This is a genomic window from Pseudohaliea rubra DSM 19751 (genome assembly GCF_000764025.1).
Classification (GTDB): Bacteria; Pseudomonadota; Gammaproteobacteria; order Pseudomonadales; family Halieaceae; genus Pseudohaliea; species Pseudohaliea rubra.
Window position 1 is genome coordinate 34,511 of sequence record NZ_KN234748.1, and the last position, 14,878, is coordinate 49,388.

The window sequence follows — 14,878 nt, forward strand, 5'->3', positions numbered from 1 at the left end:
CCGGTACGATGCGCAGGCGTAGCTGCTATCCTCGAGTTGGTTGCATAACCAGACTGCAGCAGCAGTCAGATCTAATAATGAAAAGTATGAGGTACCTGCAATGCCAACGACAGCACAAGTCCGTCTTTTTTCTCTTCAACGCCGCCCGCTTGCTGCCGGTCTGACGCTGGCTCTTGCGGCCGGGGCTCAGGGCCAGGAGCAGGGCCTCACCCTTGAGGAGGTGATCGTCACCGCCCAGCTGCGGGCCGAGAGCCTGCAGGACGTGCCGATTTCCGTCAGTGCCGTCAGCGGTGACAAGCTTATCGAGGCCAATATCACTAACCTCGAGGCGCTGACGACCTACGTGCCGAACTTCTCCATGAACCAGAGCGGTATCTCAAACAACATTACCATCCGCGGCGTCAGCTCGGGGATCAATCCCGGCTTTGAACAATCTACGGGCATGTACGTCGATAACATCTACTACGGCCGCGGCCAGCTCGCGCGCTCGCCACTGTTCGACCTGGAGCGCATCGAGGTGCTGCGGGGGCCGCAGCCGATTCTTTTCGGCAAGAACAGCATCGCCGGTGCCGTGAGCATGGTGAGCGCGAAGCCTACACGCGAGTTCGAGGGTTCGTTCACAGCGCTCTACGAAGTCGAGGAGGAGCGCCAGGACTACCGGCTCGTGCTTTCCGGGCCGCTCACGGACACGCTGTCCGGGCGCCTCTCGCTCATGTATCGCGATGTGGAGGGGCCCTACACGAACACCTTTACCGGGGACGATGAAAAGCAGGAAGAGGAAATGGTCTATCGCGGCTCGCTGCTCTGGGAGCCCACGGAGCAGCTCTCAGTGTGGGCCAAATACGAGCGCTCGGACTTCGATGACAACGGGCGCAACGTGGAACTGCACCAGAGCATTGTCCGGGAGGACCTGGTCGGCACGGGCCAGGGCACGGACTACATCACGGCCCTCGACAACTTTGTCGGCCTGGCCAACGGTGTTCTCGGCCTGCAGCCGCCGGTCGACTACTCCGGTGATGATGGTGAACTCAACCGGGTGCGCGGTGGCAACAGTGATTTCCACGATAACCAGTCCGATGTCTTCGTCCTCAAGATCGACTACGACCTCGGCGGGCTGACCCTGACGTCCACTACCGGTTACCTGGAGTATGAGTTTCAGCAGGACTGTGATTGCGACTTCACCAGCGCGACCGTATTCAATGCGCTGCAGGATGAGGCCTTCGAACAGTTCAGCCAGGAAATCCGCGTGACCTCACCGGGCGGTGAAACCATCGACTACATTGCCGGCCTGTACTACCAGACCAACGAGCTGGATTTCGAGGATTCCATTAATGTGATGGACAACAGCCTGCTCCGGATCCTGAACCCGAACTTTTCCGATATCCGCACCCGGCGCTTCGCGGACCAGGAGAGCGACATGTGGGCGGCCTTCGCCCAGGTGACCTGGAACATCTCCGATACCTTCCGCCTGGTGCTCGGTGGTCGCTACAGCGAGGAAGACAAGAAAGCGACCAAGACGCAGGTGCATTTCGGGCCTGATGATCAGCCCACGCCGGCCACGGACCCGACCGGCCAGACGCCGAACGTGCTCTGGGGCCTTAACCCGCTCTTCGGCGCCTTCAGCATCGAGCCTTACGACACGATCTCCGGGAACCGCAAGGAGGAGGAGTTCAACCCGCTGGTGACGCTGCAGTGGGATGCCACCGACGACATGATGCTTTACGCGACCTACGTCGAGGGCTTCAAGGCCGGCGGTTTTGATATACGCTCCAACGGTCACCCGGACCCGAACGTGGTCAACGCCCAGAATCTTGGCCGGGGGCTCGATATCCGCGGTGTTTTCGAGTTTGAGGATGAGTCTGCCGAGAGCTTCGAGGTCGGCGCGAAGATGCGCATCGGCGACACGGCTGAGCTCAATGTCGCGGCTTTTTACACCGAGTACACCAACCTCCAGACGAGCCAGTTCGACGGCGTCCTCGGCTTCAATGTGCAGAATGCCGGCGAGGCGGAGATTTCCGGGGTGGAGCTTGATGGCCGCTGGCTGGTGACCGGGGGGCTGACGCTCAGCGCTGCCGTGGCGTATCTGGACTTCGAGTACACGGACTTCAAGAACAACCAGTGTTACTTCGGTCAGCAGGTGCTGGATCCCGGCTCGGTGCAGCCGGATGGCGTCACCTGCGATGCAACCGGTCAGCGTAAAGAGTACACGCCGGAATGGACCGGTTCGTTGATCGCCGATTACGTGATGCCGCTGGGCGACAGCCTGGAACTGCGTACGACGCTGGACCTCAATTATAGCGACCCCTATACCTACAACCCCACGCTGGACCCGCGCAGCGAGCAGGATGCCTTCACCCGGGTGAATCTGCGCGTGGCGCTCGGCGCGGCGTCGGGCCAGTGGGAACTCGCCTTTGTCGGCCAGAACCTCACCGACGAAGATGTGGTGATCTACGGCGGCGAGGCGCCGCTGGCGGGCACGCTCACCGGCGGCACGGGCATCGCCTACTACAAGTTCCTCGACCGCCCGGCGACCTACGCCCTCCAGGGCACCTACCGGTTCTAGCCGCGACGGTAGCTATTGAGGCCGGGCGCTCCCTGGGCCCCCGGCTTCTTCCTGCTTATCGCAGACTGCCCCTACCCGTGGTGGCACGTCGAGCGAGTTGAAAGCACGCGAGGCGCCAGGGGGCAGGGCGGGCTACTTCTCTCACAAAGCGTGTATCGGGGAGCGACTGAGAGAAGTAGCCCGCCCTGACCCCGGAACAGTGCGATGGTTTCTTTCTGTGACCGGTGCTGAGCTAAGATTCGCGCATGAGCGAGGAAGCGTGCGGCGTGCCGCGCAAGATCATTCACGTCGACATGGACGCCTTCTACGCCAGCGTAGAGCAGCGGGACGATCCGTCGCTGCGTGGCCGGCCCGTGGCGGTGGGCGGATCGGCGCGCCGCGGGGTCGTGGCGGCGGCGAGTTATGAGGCGCGGGTGTTCGGGGTGCGTTCGGCGATGCCGTCCGTCACCGCGAAGCGCCGCTGTCCGGAGCTCGTTTTCATCACGCCGCGCTTCGACCACTACCGGGCTATCTCCCGCCAGCTCCGCGCCATCTTTGCCCGTTACAGTGCGCTCGTGGAGCCGCTGTCTCTGGACGAAGCCTACCTCGATGTCACCGACGACCGCGCCGGCCTCGGCAGCGCCACCGCGACCGCCCGGGCCATCCGTGCGGCCATCCGCGAAGAGACAGGGCTCACGGCCAGTGCCGGGGTGAGCTACAACAAGTTCCTCGCCAAGATCGCCTCGGACCAGCACAAGCCCGATGGCCTCTGCGTCATTACACCGCAGCAGGGGCCCGCCTTTGTTGCCGACCTCCCGGTGCGCCGTTTTCACGGCGTCGGCCCGCGTACCGCCGAGCGCATGGCGCGCCTGGGGATTCACACGGGTGCTGAGCTGCGGGCCTGTGAGCTTGTTTTCCTGGAAAAGCATTTCGGCAAATTTGCCGCCTATCTTCATGGCGCTGCGCGAGGACTCGACGGACGGCCGGTGCGGCCGGAGCGGCAGCGCAAGTCCATCGGCGCGGAGCGTACTTTCGGTGAGGATCTCAAGGACAGCCCGTCGGTGCTTGCGGCCCTGGACCGGATTGCCGGCACACTCTGGGCACGGGTCGAAGGGCAGCCGCTGCGAGGGCGGACCGTGACGGTGAAAGTGAAATACTCGGATTTCCGTCTGCTGACCCGGGCGCGCTCCGTGGCTGCGCCGGTGGAGACGCAGGAGCAGCTGCGCGATTTGGCGGCTATGGCCCTTGCGTCCCTGCTGCCGCCGGCGCAGGGGGTTCGGCTGCTCGGTATCGCGCTCTCGGCGCTGGCAGCACCAGAGCCACCGGCTGTCAGGGTCGGGGAGCCGCCGCCGGCGCAGCAAACCCTCGCTTTCTGAGCCGACGTTCCGTGCGTCCTTGCTCGCGCCCGCGGGAAGGCCTCATGATGACAACACCGACGTAACGAGTCTTTGAGCTATGGATACCCTCTACCCTCCGATCGAGCCCTATGACCACGGCTGGCTGACGGTCGGCGATGGCCATGAGGTCTATTACGAGCAGTGCGGTAACCCGGTGGGCAAGCCCTGCCTCTTTGTCCACGGTGGTCCCGGTGGCGGGGCGGGCAAGGATGCACGGCGCTTCTTTGATCCCGAGCGCTATCGCATCGTGCTCTTCGACCAGCGTGGCTGCGGGCGCTCCCGGCCGCATGCTTCTCTCGAGGCCAACACCACCTGGGACCTGGTCGCAGATATGGAGCGTCTGCGGGAGACACTGCGCATCGAGCGCTGGCTGGTCTTCGGCGGTTCCTGGGGCAGCACGCTTTCTCTTGCCTATGCTCAGGCACATCCGGAGGTGGTCAGCGAACTCGTGTTACGCGGTATTTTTCTTCTGCGCGAGCGGGAAATCCGCTGGTTTTACCAGCATGGCGCCAGCGAGCTGTACCCGGACGCCTGGGAAGCGTACCTGGCGCCGATTCCGGAAGACGAACGCGACGATCTCGTGCAGGCGTTTCATCGCCGGCTGACCGGGCCCGATGAGGACGAGCGTCTGGCGGCGGCGCGGGCCTGGTCGGTCTGGGAGGCGTCAACCAGCTTCCTGCGACCGCGAGCGGCTTTCGTGGCTGAGCTCGGTACACCAGCGGCGGCCCTGGCCATGGCGCGTATCGAATGCCACTACTTCGTCAACGGAGGTTTTCTCGAGCATCCGGACCAGTTGCTGGAAGGCATTGATCGCATTCGTCATATTCCGGCGGTGATTGTGCAGGGACGCTACGATGTGGTCTGTCCACCGGTTACAGCCTGGTCTCTCCACCGCGCCTGGCCGGAGGCCGAGTTCCATCTTGTGGCCGACGCCGGACACTCGGCCTTCGATGGGGGCAATGCCGCCGCGCTCGTGGCGGCGACGGATCGCCTGGCGCGCGAGTGTCCCGAGCTCAACGCCGGGCGCTAGCCGGGCAGGAGCAGCGCGCGCAGCCCGAAAGCCACGGTTCCCACAGCCAGCACGCCGGCAGCCCAGAGTACAAGAAACCAGAGGACGCGCCGCAGCGCCGGCGGCAGGGGCGGAGCTGCCATCAGTGGTAGCCCTCGTCCGGATCCAGTTTGCCGCGGAACACCCAGTAGGCGTAGCCCGTGTAGCCAAGGATCAGGGGCAGCATCACCATGGCGCCGACCAGCATGAACCACTGGCTGGACGGTGGCGCGGCGGCCTCCCAGAGGGTTACCGAGGTGGGGATGATATAGGGCCAGAGGGAGATACAGAGGCCAGCGAAGCAAAGGGCGAAGAGCCCGAGAGTCAGCAGGAAGGGTGCCAGGTCATGGCCATCGCGGGTTAGCGAGCGATAGAGCCAGAGGCTGAGGGCGGCTACTGCCACAGGGACCGGCGCGGCCACCAGGGCCGTGGGCATGGTGAACCAGCGCGTCCAGTAAGCGGCCTCCAGGAATGGCGTGGCAAGGCTGACAGCGCCGATCATGGCTACGGTGATGCCCGCGGCGCCCACAGCGATACGCCGCGCCCGGTCATGGACCTCGCCCTCCGTTTTCAGCACCAGCCAGCAGGCACCGAGCAGCACATAGCCAATGGCCACAGCCACGCCGGTGAGCAGTGTGAAGGGCGTCAGCCAGTCCCACCATCCGCCGCCATAGCTGCGGCCGTCCACGGTAATGCCCTGGAGGACGGCACCGAGCGCGATACCCTGGGCCAGCGCCGCCACGGCCGACCCGAGGATGAAGGCCCGATCCCACCAGCGGCGCCAGCGCTCCGTACGCCAGCGGTATTCGAAGGCCACGCCACGGAATACCAGGGCCAGCAGCATGGCGATGATCGGGGCATAGAGCGCGGTCATATAAATGCCGTAGGCCATAGGAAAGGCGGCGAAGAGACCGCCTCCACCGAGGACCAGCCAGGTCTCATTACCATCCCAGACGGGTGCTACCGAGTTCATGAGCAGGTCACGGTCCCGGCGGGCGGGGAACAGGGCGAAGAGCATGCCGATGCCGAGGTCAAAGCCATCGAGCACAACGTAGATGAACACGGCAAGCACCAGCAGGCCGGCCCAGGCGAGTGTCAGGTCCATTAGCCAGCACTCCCCCTGGCTATGGTCTGGAACTGCGCCAGGGGGACCGTGCCGGCGGTGCGCAGAGGGCCTTCCGGCGCGGACCCTTCAGGATCCTCAGGCCGTTCGGGCCCCTGTGCCATGAGCCGGATCAGGTAAAAGACGCCGGCGCCGAAGACCAGGAAATAGACCACCGCGAACACCAGCAGGGAGGTCGCCACGGCCGGCGCGGCAATCGGTGAAACGGAGGCAGCAGTGGTCAGTTCGCCATAAATCGTCCAGGGTTGGCGGCCGACCTCAGTGGTGACCCAGCCGGCGATGACCGCGACCAGGCCCGAGGGCCCGAGGGCCACCGCAGCGCGCTGCAGCCAGCGGTCCTCGTAGAGATGACCCCGGTAGCGGACCCAGAGGCTCCAGAGTCCCAGTAGTGCCATGGCGAGGCCGAGACCGACCATGATGCGGAAGGACCAGAACACGATGCCGACCGGCGGGTGCTCGGCCGGAGGTATTGTGTCGAGCCCAGCTAGGGGCGCGTTGAGGTCGTGCTTGAGGATCAGCGACGAGAGTTTGGGTATGGCGATAGCGTGGCGCACCTGGCCTGCATCCGAATCCGGTATGCCGAAGAAGAAGAGCGGTGCGCCTTCCGGGTAGCTCTGGTAGTGCCCCTCCATGGCCATCACTTTCACCGGCTGGTGTTCGAGCGTGTTGAGGCCGTGCAGGTCGCCGATGACGACCTGTAGGGGCGCCACCAGGGCGGCCATCCACAGCGCCATGGAGTACATGCGCCGCACCGGTGCACTGTGGCCGCGGCCGCGCAGTAAATGCCAGGCCCCCACACCGCCCACCATGAAGGCGGTGGTGAGATAGGCCGCGGTGAGCGTATGCGCCAGGCGGTAGGGGAAGCTCGGGTTGAAGATGATCGCTACCCAGTCCGTCGGCAGAAACTGGCCGTTGGCTGCAAGCTCGTAGCCGGCCGGCGTCTGCATCCAGCTGTTCACGGATAGTATCCAGGTCGCCGAGAGCGCCGTGCCGAAGGCGACCATGGCGCAGGCAAACATGTGCAGCCGTTCACCGACACGTTCCCGACCGAAGAGCATGATCCCGAGAAAACCGGCCTCGAGAAAGAAGGCCGTGAGTACTTCGTAGGCCATGAGCGGGCCGATGACCGGGCCGGCACGATCGGAGAAGACGGACCAGTTGGTGCCAAACTGGTATGACATGGTGATCCCTGAGACCACGCCCATGGCGAAAATGAGCGCAAAGATGCGTACCCAGAACTGGAAAAGCTCAAAGTAGCTCCGGTCGCGGGTCCGGAGCCACAAGCCGTTGAGTACGGCAAGATAGCTCGCCAACCCGATCGACAGGGACGGGAAAATGAAATGGAACGCGACCGTGAAGGCGAACTGGGCGCGGGCCAGAAGCAGAGCATCGAGGGCGTCAAACATGGTTAACAGCCGTGTGATTTGGCGTTGTTACGCGGTGTGGGTTGCGGCAGACCAGCCGGAACAGCGCCCAATGAGCAAAGCCCGCCTGCGATGCGGCACGGCTTGAACGATCGTATGCAAGCGCCCGGAAAGGACCGTGTAAGGATGGTGCCGGCAAGAGGATTCGAACCTCCGACCCACGCATTACGAATGCGTTGCTCTACCAACTGAGCTATGCCGGCCCGGAAGAGGGCGCGATTTTATGCCATCACCCGGATGCCGGCAAGCGTGCGGTCGCTGTCTCAGCGCAGGGAGGCGACGTAATCAGCGTCCAGACCCGGCGCATCGTCCTGGGGAGCCAGCTGCAGTTCCAGTGCACGGTCCAGCTCGTCGGTGATGCGCTTGAGCGGTGTGCCGAGTGCCTCAGCTGCTGCGGCATCGTGCTCGATCCCGAACACAGCCGTAGTAACAGCCGCAGTAACAGCCATGGTACCCGCCGGGACGTCTCGCGCCGAGGCCGGCGGCTGGGCGGCGACCATAGCGCTGGCAAGGACGGCCAGCCAGGTGAAGTGTTTCACAATTTCCTCCAGGTCTATCCAAGTGTGTATTTAAGTAACATTAAATGTTACGTACTGGATAATAGTGCCAAAGTGAAATTATTCAAGTCCCGATAGGAAATTTTCACAGATTAAAAGCGCTGACGACAGCTGGTGTCGCCGCATTATGGTTTCAAAAGGGAATCAATGTTGGGCCCCGGTATTCAGAGGCGTGCCGGCTTACGGTCTAGAGCGAGGCGATTTTCAGGAGTGTGTCGCGGAAAATGCGGTGCGCGCTGGCCAGGTCCATGGCCTGGTCAAAATAAACAGCGGAGCGGAGGCCGATCATCATCGCGTAGGCAACTTCCGCAGCATCGCGATCATCACCCAGGTAGCAGGCCGGCGCGGCCTCGAAGATGGCGGCAAGGTGATCCTTGCAGCGGAGGTCGAACTCGGCTTTGGTGACGCGCAGTACCTCGTCGTGTACCGCCGCGCCGAAACACTCGAGCATGAAGCCGATCTCGGTTCGCGTGCTGGCTTCGCCTCGAAACCAGAGATCTGCGAGGTGTTCGATGCGGCTCCGGACCGGGGCGTCGCCCTGGCCGCCGATGCGGGCCAGGAATTTCTCCGAGACGTTTTCGAAGTATTGCTCGAGAATATCTTCTTTACCGCGAAAGTAATAAAGCAGGTGGCTTGCGGACATGCCCGCGCCGGCGGCGACATCCGCCAGGGTGGTGCGCGTGTAGCCCTTGTCGATGACGCAGTCGTGGAGGGCCTGAAAAATACGGCGGCGGCGCTCTGCGCTCCGTGCCTGACGGGTGTTGCGGGGGGGCGTTTGCGCTGGGGCGGTACTATCCAAAGGGGCGGCTTCCTTGCATTCGCGGCGTAAAGCTAGCAAAATTTTTCGTTTGAATCTTCTTCAAATAGATCGTAGGCTTCCGCCATAAAACGAATACCTCATACGAGGACTTGCGTATGCCCGTCGCTTCGCTGACCCCGGATACTACCGCGCGCGCTGCCATCGAGGAACTGCTTTCCCGCTCGGCCTATGCGCTGGATGAGCGTGAGGACGCCATGCTCGCCGCATGCTTCGCTGAGGATGCCCTGTTTTCGCTGCGGATTGCCGGCGGAGATCTCGTCGGTCCCTTCGAGGGTCGGGACGCTATCATGGGGCTCATGCGCGGCGCCTGGGCCGAGCAGACCGACAAGCGCCGGCATGTGGTGGCGAATGTGTTCTATCCGCCGGCCGACGCAGCGACCGTCGCCGGTGCTGTCCCCGTTAGGTCCTATCTTGCGCTTATGGCAACGGAAGACGGTGTCGTGCAGCTTCTATGTACCGGGGTCTATCACGACGAGGCCCTGTGGAACGGGGAGCGTTGGGAGCTGGTGCGTCGCCATCTCGATCTCGACAAGTCCTACTGAGGCGCGGCGCATGAATATCGGACTCATCCCGGCAAAGACGGCGCGCATGCAGCCGCAGCAGCCCGCCCTTATCGACATTCCCAATGATCGTCGCATCAGCTACGGGGAGCTGGATGAGCGTGTACGGCGCCTCGCTAATGGGTTGCTTGCAGGGCTCCAGGTCGAGAAGGGCGACCGGGTTGCGGTGCTGTCCAAGAACTGCATCGAGTACATGGAGCTCTATTTTGCCTGTGCCCGCATCGGCCTCGTGCTGCAGCCCCTGAACTGGCGCCTCGGTACTGCGGAGCTCGCGCGTATCATCGAAGACGGTGAGCCCCGCGCCCTGGCTTACGCCGGTGACTTTGACGAGGTCGTCGATGCCCTCGGTACCCAGGTGACGATTCCGCACTGGCTTCGTTTCGGATCCGACGGTACCTACGAGCAGCTTCTTGCCGGTGCGAGCAGTGAAGAGCCTGCCGTTGCCGCCAGCGTCGGTGACCACGACCCGGTGCTGATTCTCTACACCGGGGGCACCACCGGCCGCTCCAAAGGGGCTTTGCACACTCACCGCTCCCTGTTTACGGGTATGGTTAACCAGACCGTTGCTGAACGGGTACAGCGCGACGACGTCTATATGCTCACCGGTCAGATGTTTCATATTCCGGTGGTGCTGGCGATGAACTACATGGCCCACGGCTGCCCGGTGGTTCTTATCAATTTTGAAGCCCGGCTCGCTCTCGAGGTTATCCAGCGTGAGCGTGTTTCCGCCTTCCTGGGTGTTACCACGATGCTGAACTGGATGATGGCGGTGGAGGACTTTGATCGCTTTGATCTGTCCAGCCTGCGCAACATCCAGTACGGCGGCGGGCCCATGCCGCGCAAGGTGGTGGAGGCGGCCCTGCAGGCCTTCCCCTGCACCATAATTCAGGGCTACGGGCAGACCGAGGGTATGACCATGAGCTTCCTGTCGCAGGAGGATCACAGTGCCGCGGTCGATGGCAGGCACTCCGGTCGTTTGTCCTCCTGTGGCCGGGAGGCTTTTATGACCACCCTGCGCGTGGTCGACGGGCAGGGGGGCGATGTGCCCCGGGATGGCATGACTCCCGGAGAGATTATCGTCAGCTCCGAGGCGAACATGGTCGGCTACTGGCGCCAGCCCGAGCAGACCGCCGAGACCCTGCGCGACGGCTGGCTTCGTACCGGCGATGTCGCCACCTGGGATGAGGCGAGCTATGTCTATATCGTCGACCGCGCGAAGGACATGATCATCTCTGGCGGCGAGAATATCTTCAGCACCCAGGTAGAGGCGGCGATTCACCAGCACCCGGCGGTGCTGGAGTCTGCCGTGTTCGGCATCCCCGATGATGAATGGGGTGAGGCCGTGAAGGCGGTGGTGGTGCTGAAGCCCGGCATGAGCGCCACGGAGGCGGAGCTTATCAAGGCCGCCAGCGAACACCTGGCGTCCTACCAGAAACCGCGCTCCGTAGACTTCGTCGACAGCCTGCCCAAGGCGCCGACAGGCAAGATCCTCAAGCGCGACCTGCGCGAACCTTACTGGCGGGAGCACGAGAAGAATGTCTAGTTCCACCAACATGGCCGCCGCGGAATCGCTTCTTACGCCCGAGCTGCTGGCTAACATCGGCCGACAGGATACGCCCCGGCGCGAGCTGGTGACGCGGCGGGATATCCGCAAATACGCTGTGGCCACCGGTAACCGGCAGCAGCGTTACCTGGATGGCGACGTGGCGCCGCCGATGTTTCACGTGCCCCTGTTCTGGGACGTGGTTACTATGGACGAGCTGTCCCCGGATGGCGTTTTCATTGACAAGCTGCTGCCGAAATTCCCGCTGGAGAAGGCCATGGCCGGGGGGCTCGACATCGAGTACCTGGCACCGATCCACCCCGGCGACTGGCTCACGGCGACGCGTACTCTCACCGACATCTACGAAAAGCACGGCCGTTCCGGACCGCTCATCTTCTACGAGCTGGTCATGGAAATACGCAATGACGAGGGTGAGCTCGTCATCCGGGAAAAGACGACGAGGATCCTGCGGTGAATACGGCGACGGCGAACAGGCAGCTCAAGGTCGGTGATGCTCTGCCGGGCTTTACCCGCAGCTGTGACGAGATCCAGCTTTTCCTCTATAACGCGGTGCTCTACAACGCGCACCGCATCCATTTTGACTATCCCTATGCCAGGGACGTAGAAGGTTATCCCGGGCTTGTGGTGGCCGGGCCATTGCTCGGCGACTGGCTTCACCAGTGCGTTGAGGAATGGCTCGACGGTGAAGGAGAGCTGGCCCGCATCAGCTATTCGAACCGCGGTGCGGCCTATGTCGGCGATGCGCTGCATGTCGGCGGCGAGGTCACGGCCGTCAATGAAGACGCCGGGACCGCCGCGCTCGTGCTCTGGGTACGTAATGACGACGGTGCCACGCTGGTACCGGGCGAGGCGACCGTGCAGCTTGGCGGGGGCCTACGCCCATGAGCCTGCGGGCCGCGACAGCCCTCGTGGGCGCCTATGACACAACAGTGGGCGTTGTCCCCGGTGTCACTCCCACGGAACTGTGCGCCGAGGCAATCCGCGGCGCCGTCGCCGATGCGGGTCTTGAGCTGGGGCAGGTCGACGGTCTCATTACCTGCAACGCCATGGCGCAGCCCATCATGTATCACGCGGAGGCCATGGCGGAGTACCTGCAGCTGTTTCCGAAGCTCTGTCTTACGCTGCCCACGGGCGGGGGAACGACCGTGTCAGCCCTGGCTCACGCGGCAGCAGCCATTCTCGCCGGCGAGGTGGAAACGGTGGTGCTGGCGATGGCTGACAGCTTGCGCAGCGGTCTCAGCCGGGACCAGGCCATGCGGATGCAGTCCGCAACGGGTCACCCGGACTTTGAGCAGCCCTACGGTCCGACAGTGCCGGCCTACTATGCGCTCATCGCCCAGGCGCACATGGCCCGCTACGGCACCCTGCCGGAGCATTTCGCCCGCGTTGCCGTGGATACGCGGGCCCATGCGGCGCGCAATGAAACGGCGCAGAAGCGCGAACCTGTCACCATCGACGACGTGCTCTCGTCGCGGCCCATCGCTGATCCACTGCACCTCCTCGACTGCTCCCTGGTCTCCGACGGCGGCGCGGCCGTAGTGCTGACGCGGGCCGATCGCGCCCGCGACTTCGCGCGGCCGCCGGTGTACTGCCTTGGCTTTGGCGAGGGGCACAGCCATGAACACATCAGTCAGGCCCGCGACCTCACAAGCTCCGCGGCGCGTGAGTCCGGCGCGGCGGCCTACGCCATGGCGGGTGTGGGTCCCGGGGATCTCGCCTTCGCCCAGCTCTATGACTGTTTCACGCCGACGGTCCTTGCAGAGCTCGAGGACCTCGGCTTTTGCGCCAAGGGTGAGGGCGGTGCCTATCTGGCAAGCGAAGGCATGGGCCCCGGGGCCCGGCTGCCCGTAAACACCCATGGCGGCATGCTATCGCACTGCCATCCGGGCAACCCTGGGGCGATGTTTGCACTCACCGAGGCGGTACGCCAGCTCCGGGGGGAGTGCGGCGAACGCCAGGTGAAAAACGCCGAGGCAGGGCTTGTTCACGCCCAGGGCGGTATCATGTCGAGCCACGCGACGCTCGTGCTGGGCAGGGAGGTGTAGCTTGGAACGGATTCAGCCCCAGCGTACCGATGGTCTGGCCGCGCCGTATTTCAACGGTTGCCGGGAGGGCGAGCTGCGCCTGCAGCACTGCGCCGCCTGCGGCCACTGGCAATTCTATCCGCGCCCCTTTTGCACCGCCTGCGGCGCCGATGCGCCGGCCTGGGAGGTCGCGAGCGGGCAGGGCACCATTGCCAGTTTCTCGGTCGTGCGACGCGCCCTCTCTGACGCCTACGCGGCGCCGTACACGGTCGCCCTCATCGACCTTGTCGAGGGGCCCCGCATGATGTCAGCCATCGTCGACTGTGACCCCGCCGCCGTGCGCGTCGGCGCGCCGGTCTCGGTGTGCTTTGAACAGTGGTCGCAAGACCTTTCTCTGCCGGTGTTCCGGCTGGATGAAAAAGGAGGTGAAAAATGAATGCCGATGTCATACCCGTCGCCATCATCAACCCCGACGCCTCAGCGGACTCGCTGGAAGCCAAGCAGCCCTACATCGACAACGGTGTCGAGCGGGCGGGCAAGGAGGGTTATTTCAGTCGCGAGTACATGCACAAAGAATGGGATCGTCTGTGGACCCGCAGCTGGCTGATCGCCGGTGTCACCGCAGATCTTGAGAAGGTCGGGGACTATTTCCTGTTCAACATCGGTGACGAGTCCATCATCGTCAAGCAGACCGAGGAAGGTGTCCGCGCGTTCTACAACGTTTGCAGTCATCGCGGGTCACGGCTGCTGTCGGAAGAGCGGGGCCATCGCAAGGTCATCGTCTGTCCCTTCCACAGCTGGAGCTTCAATAACGATGGCAGCCTGCGTCGGATTACGGACGAGGAGACCTTCCGCCCCGAGGTGGTAGCGCACCGGCCGGGCCTCAAGGCCGTGCACTGCGAGGTGCTGGCGGGCATCATTTTCATAAACATGTGCGAGGGTGACGCGCCGCCGCTCGCCGAAGCCATCGGCCTGCCTGAGGGTTACCTCGAGGCGTATCGTATCGACCGGATGCGGGTCGTCCGCCATGTGCGCAGTGAGTGGGGTGCCAACTGGAAGGTCGGTGTGGAGGCGTTCTACGAGAGCTACCACCTGCACGCCGTGCACCCGGAAACCCGCGGCGTCATGGGCGATCTCAACGTGCAGTACGATCTCTACCCCAACGGGGCAAGCCGGATGATCGTTCCCCTGGGTCAGCCGAGCCCCCGCATAGCGGATCAGTCCACCGTCAACGAGGGCCTGAAGGCCATGCTCAAGGATGCGGGCATCGATCCCACGGGTTTCGATGGCACTGCCGCCGATGTACGCCGGACGATCCAGCAGGCCAAGCGCGAGCGCTCCGAACGGCTTGGCCTTGAGTACGAGCGCTTTGCTGACGGCCAGCTGTCGGACAGCTGGGCCACGGGTATTTTCCCGAACGTGCAGATCGGCTGCCACCCCGAGGCGGTCTTCCTCATGCGCTTCATCCCGCACGAGACGGACCCGGAGCGCTTCTACTACGACACCATGACCCTCATGCTGCCGGCGGAAGATCCGGATTACTGTCCGCCGGACTGGATGGGCCTTCCCGAGAGCACGGATGTGACCGGTGCGGTGCGTCCGGCTACCGAACACTACACCCTGGAAGAAGATCCGCAGCTCGGTCTCGTGCTGAGTCAGGATGCCTCGCTGCTGCCGGTGGTACAGCAGGGCATGCGCTCCCGCGGCTTCGAAGGCCAGCTCTGGGGTGAGCAGGAACAGCGGCTGCGCCACTTCCACGTGGAACTGGAGCGCCGGCTGGTCGCGCCCTAGGCGCGCTATTGCGGTAGATGAGCAGGTA

Annotated in this window: 15 protein-coding genes and 1 tRNA gene; 10 read left to right on the forward strand and 6 right to left on the reverse strand. The window is 63.8% G+C overall.

Annotation, left to right across the window (positions count from 1 at the left end; all coding sequences use genetic code 11):
- The first annotated feature begins 100 nt into the window (after nucleotides 1-100).
- From HRUBRA_RS02665 to pip, 3 genes are all read left to right on the forward strand, one after another.
- Entirely contained in the window at nucleotides 101-2,563 is a 2,463-nt protein-coding gene (locus HRUBRA_RS02665; protein WP_035514294.1) for a TonB-dependent receptor, read from the forward strand.
- Between the two features lie 245 nt (nucleotides 2,564-2,808).
- Nucleotides 2,809-3,918 (forward strand): DNA polymerase IV, encoded by a 1,110-nt coding sequence (dinB, locus tag HRUBRA_RS02670; RefSeq protein ID WP_035514296.1) that lies wholly within the window; start codon nucleotides 2,809-2,811, stop codon nucleotides 3,916-3,918.
- Nucleotides 3,919-3,997: 79 nt separating this feature from the next.
- Entirely contained in the window at nucleotides 3,998-4,969 is a 972-nt protein-coding gene (pip, locus tag HRUBRA_RS02675; protein WP_035514298.1) for a prolyl aminopeptidase, read from the forward strand.
- On the opposite strand, the gene HRUBRA_RS15090 is transcribed toward pip, so the two are convergent.
- The 6 genes from HRUBRA_RS15090 to HRUBRA_RS02700 all read right to left on the reverse strand — a co-directional run bounded on the left by HRUBRA_RS15090 (nucleotide 4,966) and on the right by HRUBRA_RS02700 (nucleotide 8,890).
- Nucleotides 4,966-5,091 carry a DUF2474 family protein gene (locus tag HRUBRA_RS15090; RefSeq protein WP_144244357.1) on the reverse strand — a complete coding sequence of 42 codons (126 nt, stop codon included), beginning with the start codon at nucleotides 5,089-5,091 and terminating at the stop codon, nucleotides 4,966-4,968. The genes pip and HRUBRA_RS15090 overlap by 4 nt on opposite strands.
- Nucleotides 5,091-6,092 (reverse strand): cytochrome d ubiquinol oxidase subunit II, encoded by a 1,002-nt coding sequence (gene cydB, locus HRUBRA_RS02680; protein WP_035514299.1) that lies wholly within the window; start codon nucleotides 6,090-6,092, stop codon nucleotides 5,091-5,093. Before cydB ends, HRUBRA_RS15090 begins: the two co-directional genes overlap by 1 nt.
- The gene (locus HRUBRA_RS02685; RefSeq protein ID WP_035514300.1) at nucleotides 6,092-7,516 is read right to left on the reverse strand and encodes a cytochrome ubiquinol oxidase subunit I; all 1,425 of its coding nucleotides are present in this window, start codon (nucleotides 7,514-7,516) and stop codon (nucleotides 6,092-6,094) included. Before HRUBRA_RS02685 ends, cydB begins: the two co-directional genes overlap by 1 nt.
- Nucleotides 7,517-7,661: 145 nt before the next feature.
- Nucleotides 7,662-7,737: transfer RNA gene (locus tag HRUBRA_RS02690), tRNA-Thr, on the reverse strand.
- Between the two features lie 60 nt (nucleotides 7,738-7,797).
- Nucleotides 7,798-8,073: a hypothetical protein gene (locus HRUBRA_RS02695; protein WP_035514303.1), complete on the reverse strand. Its 276-nt coding sequence runs from the start codon at nucleotides 8,071-8,073 to the stop codon at nucleotides 7,798-7,800.
- Nucleotides 8,074-8,278: 205 nt separating this feature from the next.
- A complete protein-coding gene (locus tag HRUBRA_RS02700) occupies nucleotides 8,279-8,890 on the reverse strand; it encodes a TetR/AcrR family transcriptional regulator (RefSeq protein ID WP_035514304.1) in 612 nt (203 codons plus the stop codon).
- A 116-nt stretch (nucleotides 8,891-9,006) separates the two neighbouring features.
- Here HRUBRA_RS02700 and HRUBRA_RS02705 point away from each other — a divergent pair, with 116 nt between their 5' ends.
- The 7 genes from HRUBRA_RS02705 to HRUBRA_RS02735 are packed head-to-tail and all read left to right on the forward strand — an operon-like array spanning nucleotide 9,007 to nucleotide 14,850.
- Nucleotides 9,007-9,453, forward strand: a complete 447-nt coding sequence (locus HRUBRA_RS02705) for a nuclear transport factor 2 family protein (protein ID WP_035514307.1) — start codon at nucleotides 9,007-9,009, stop codon at nucleotides 9,451-9,453.
- A 10-nt stretch (nucleotides 9,454-9,463) separates the two neighbouring features.
- Nucleotides 9,464-11,014 carry an AMP-binding protein gene (locus tag HRUBRA_RS02710; RefSeq protein WP_035514308.1) on the forward strand — a complete coding sequence of 517 codons (1,551 nt, stop codon included), beginning with the start codon at nucleotides 9,464-9,466 and terminating at the stop codon, nucleotides 11,012-11,014.
- Entirely contained in the window at nucleotides 11,007-11,489 is a 483-nt protein-coding gene (locus HRUBRA_RS02715) for an FAS1-like dehydratase domain-containing protein (protein ID WP_035514310.1), read from the forward strand. The genes HRUBRA_RS02710 and HRUBRA_RS02715 overlap by 8 nt, the downstream gene beginning before the upstream one ends.
- Nucleotides 11,486-11,920 (forward strand): hotdog family protein, encoded by a 435-nt coding sequence (locus HRUBRA_RS02720; RefSeq protein WP_035514312.1) that lies wholly within the window; start codon nucleotides 11,486-11,488, stop codon nucleotides 11,918-11,920. Before HRUBRA_RS02715 ends, HRUBRA_RS02720 begins: the two co-directional genes overlap by 4 nt.
- Nucleotides 11,917-13,080: a thiolase C-terminal domain-containing protein gene (locus tag HRUBRA_RS02725; RefSeq protein ID WP_035514315.1), complete on the forward strand. Its 1,164-nt coding sequence runs from the start codon at nucleotides 11,917-11,919 to the stop codon at nucleotides 13,078-13,080. The genes HRUBRA_RS02720 and HRUBRA_RS02725 overlap by 4 nt, the downstream gene beginning before the upstream one ends.
- Before the next feature lies 1 nt (nucleotide 13,081).
- Nucleotides 13,082-13,495 (forward strand): Zn-ribbon domain-containing OB-fold protein, encoded by a 414-nt coding sequence (locus HRUBRA_RS02730; RefSeq protein WP_035514317.1) that lies wholly within the window; start codon nucleotides 13,082-13,084, stop codon nucleotides 13,493-13,495.
- Nucleotides 13,492-14,850, forward strand: a complete 1,359-nt coding sequence (locus HRUBRA_RS02735; protein WP_035514319.1) for an aromatic ring-hydroxylating oxygenase subunit alpha — start codon at nucleotides 13,492-13,494, stop codon at nucleotides 14,848-14,850. The genes HRUBRA_RS02730 and HRUBRA_RS02735 overlap by 4 nt, the downstream gene beginning before the upstream one ends.
- Nucleotides 14,851-14,878 lie beyond the last annotated feature (28 nt).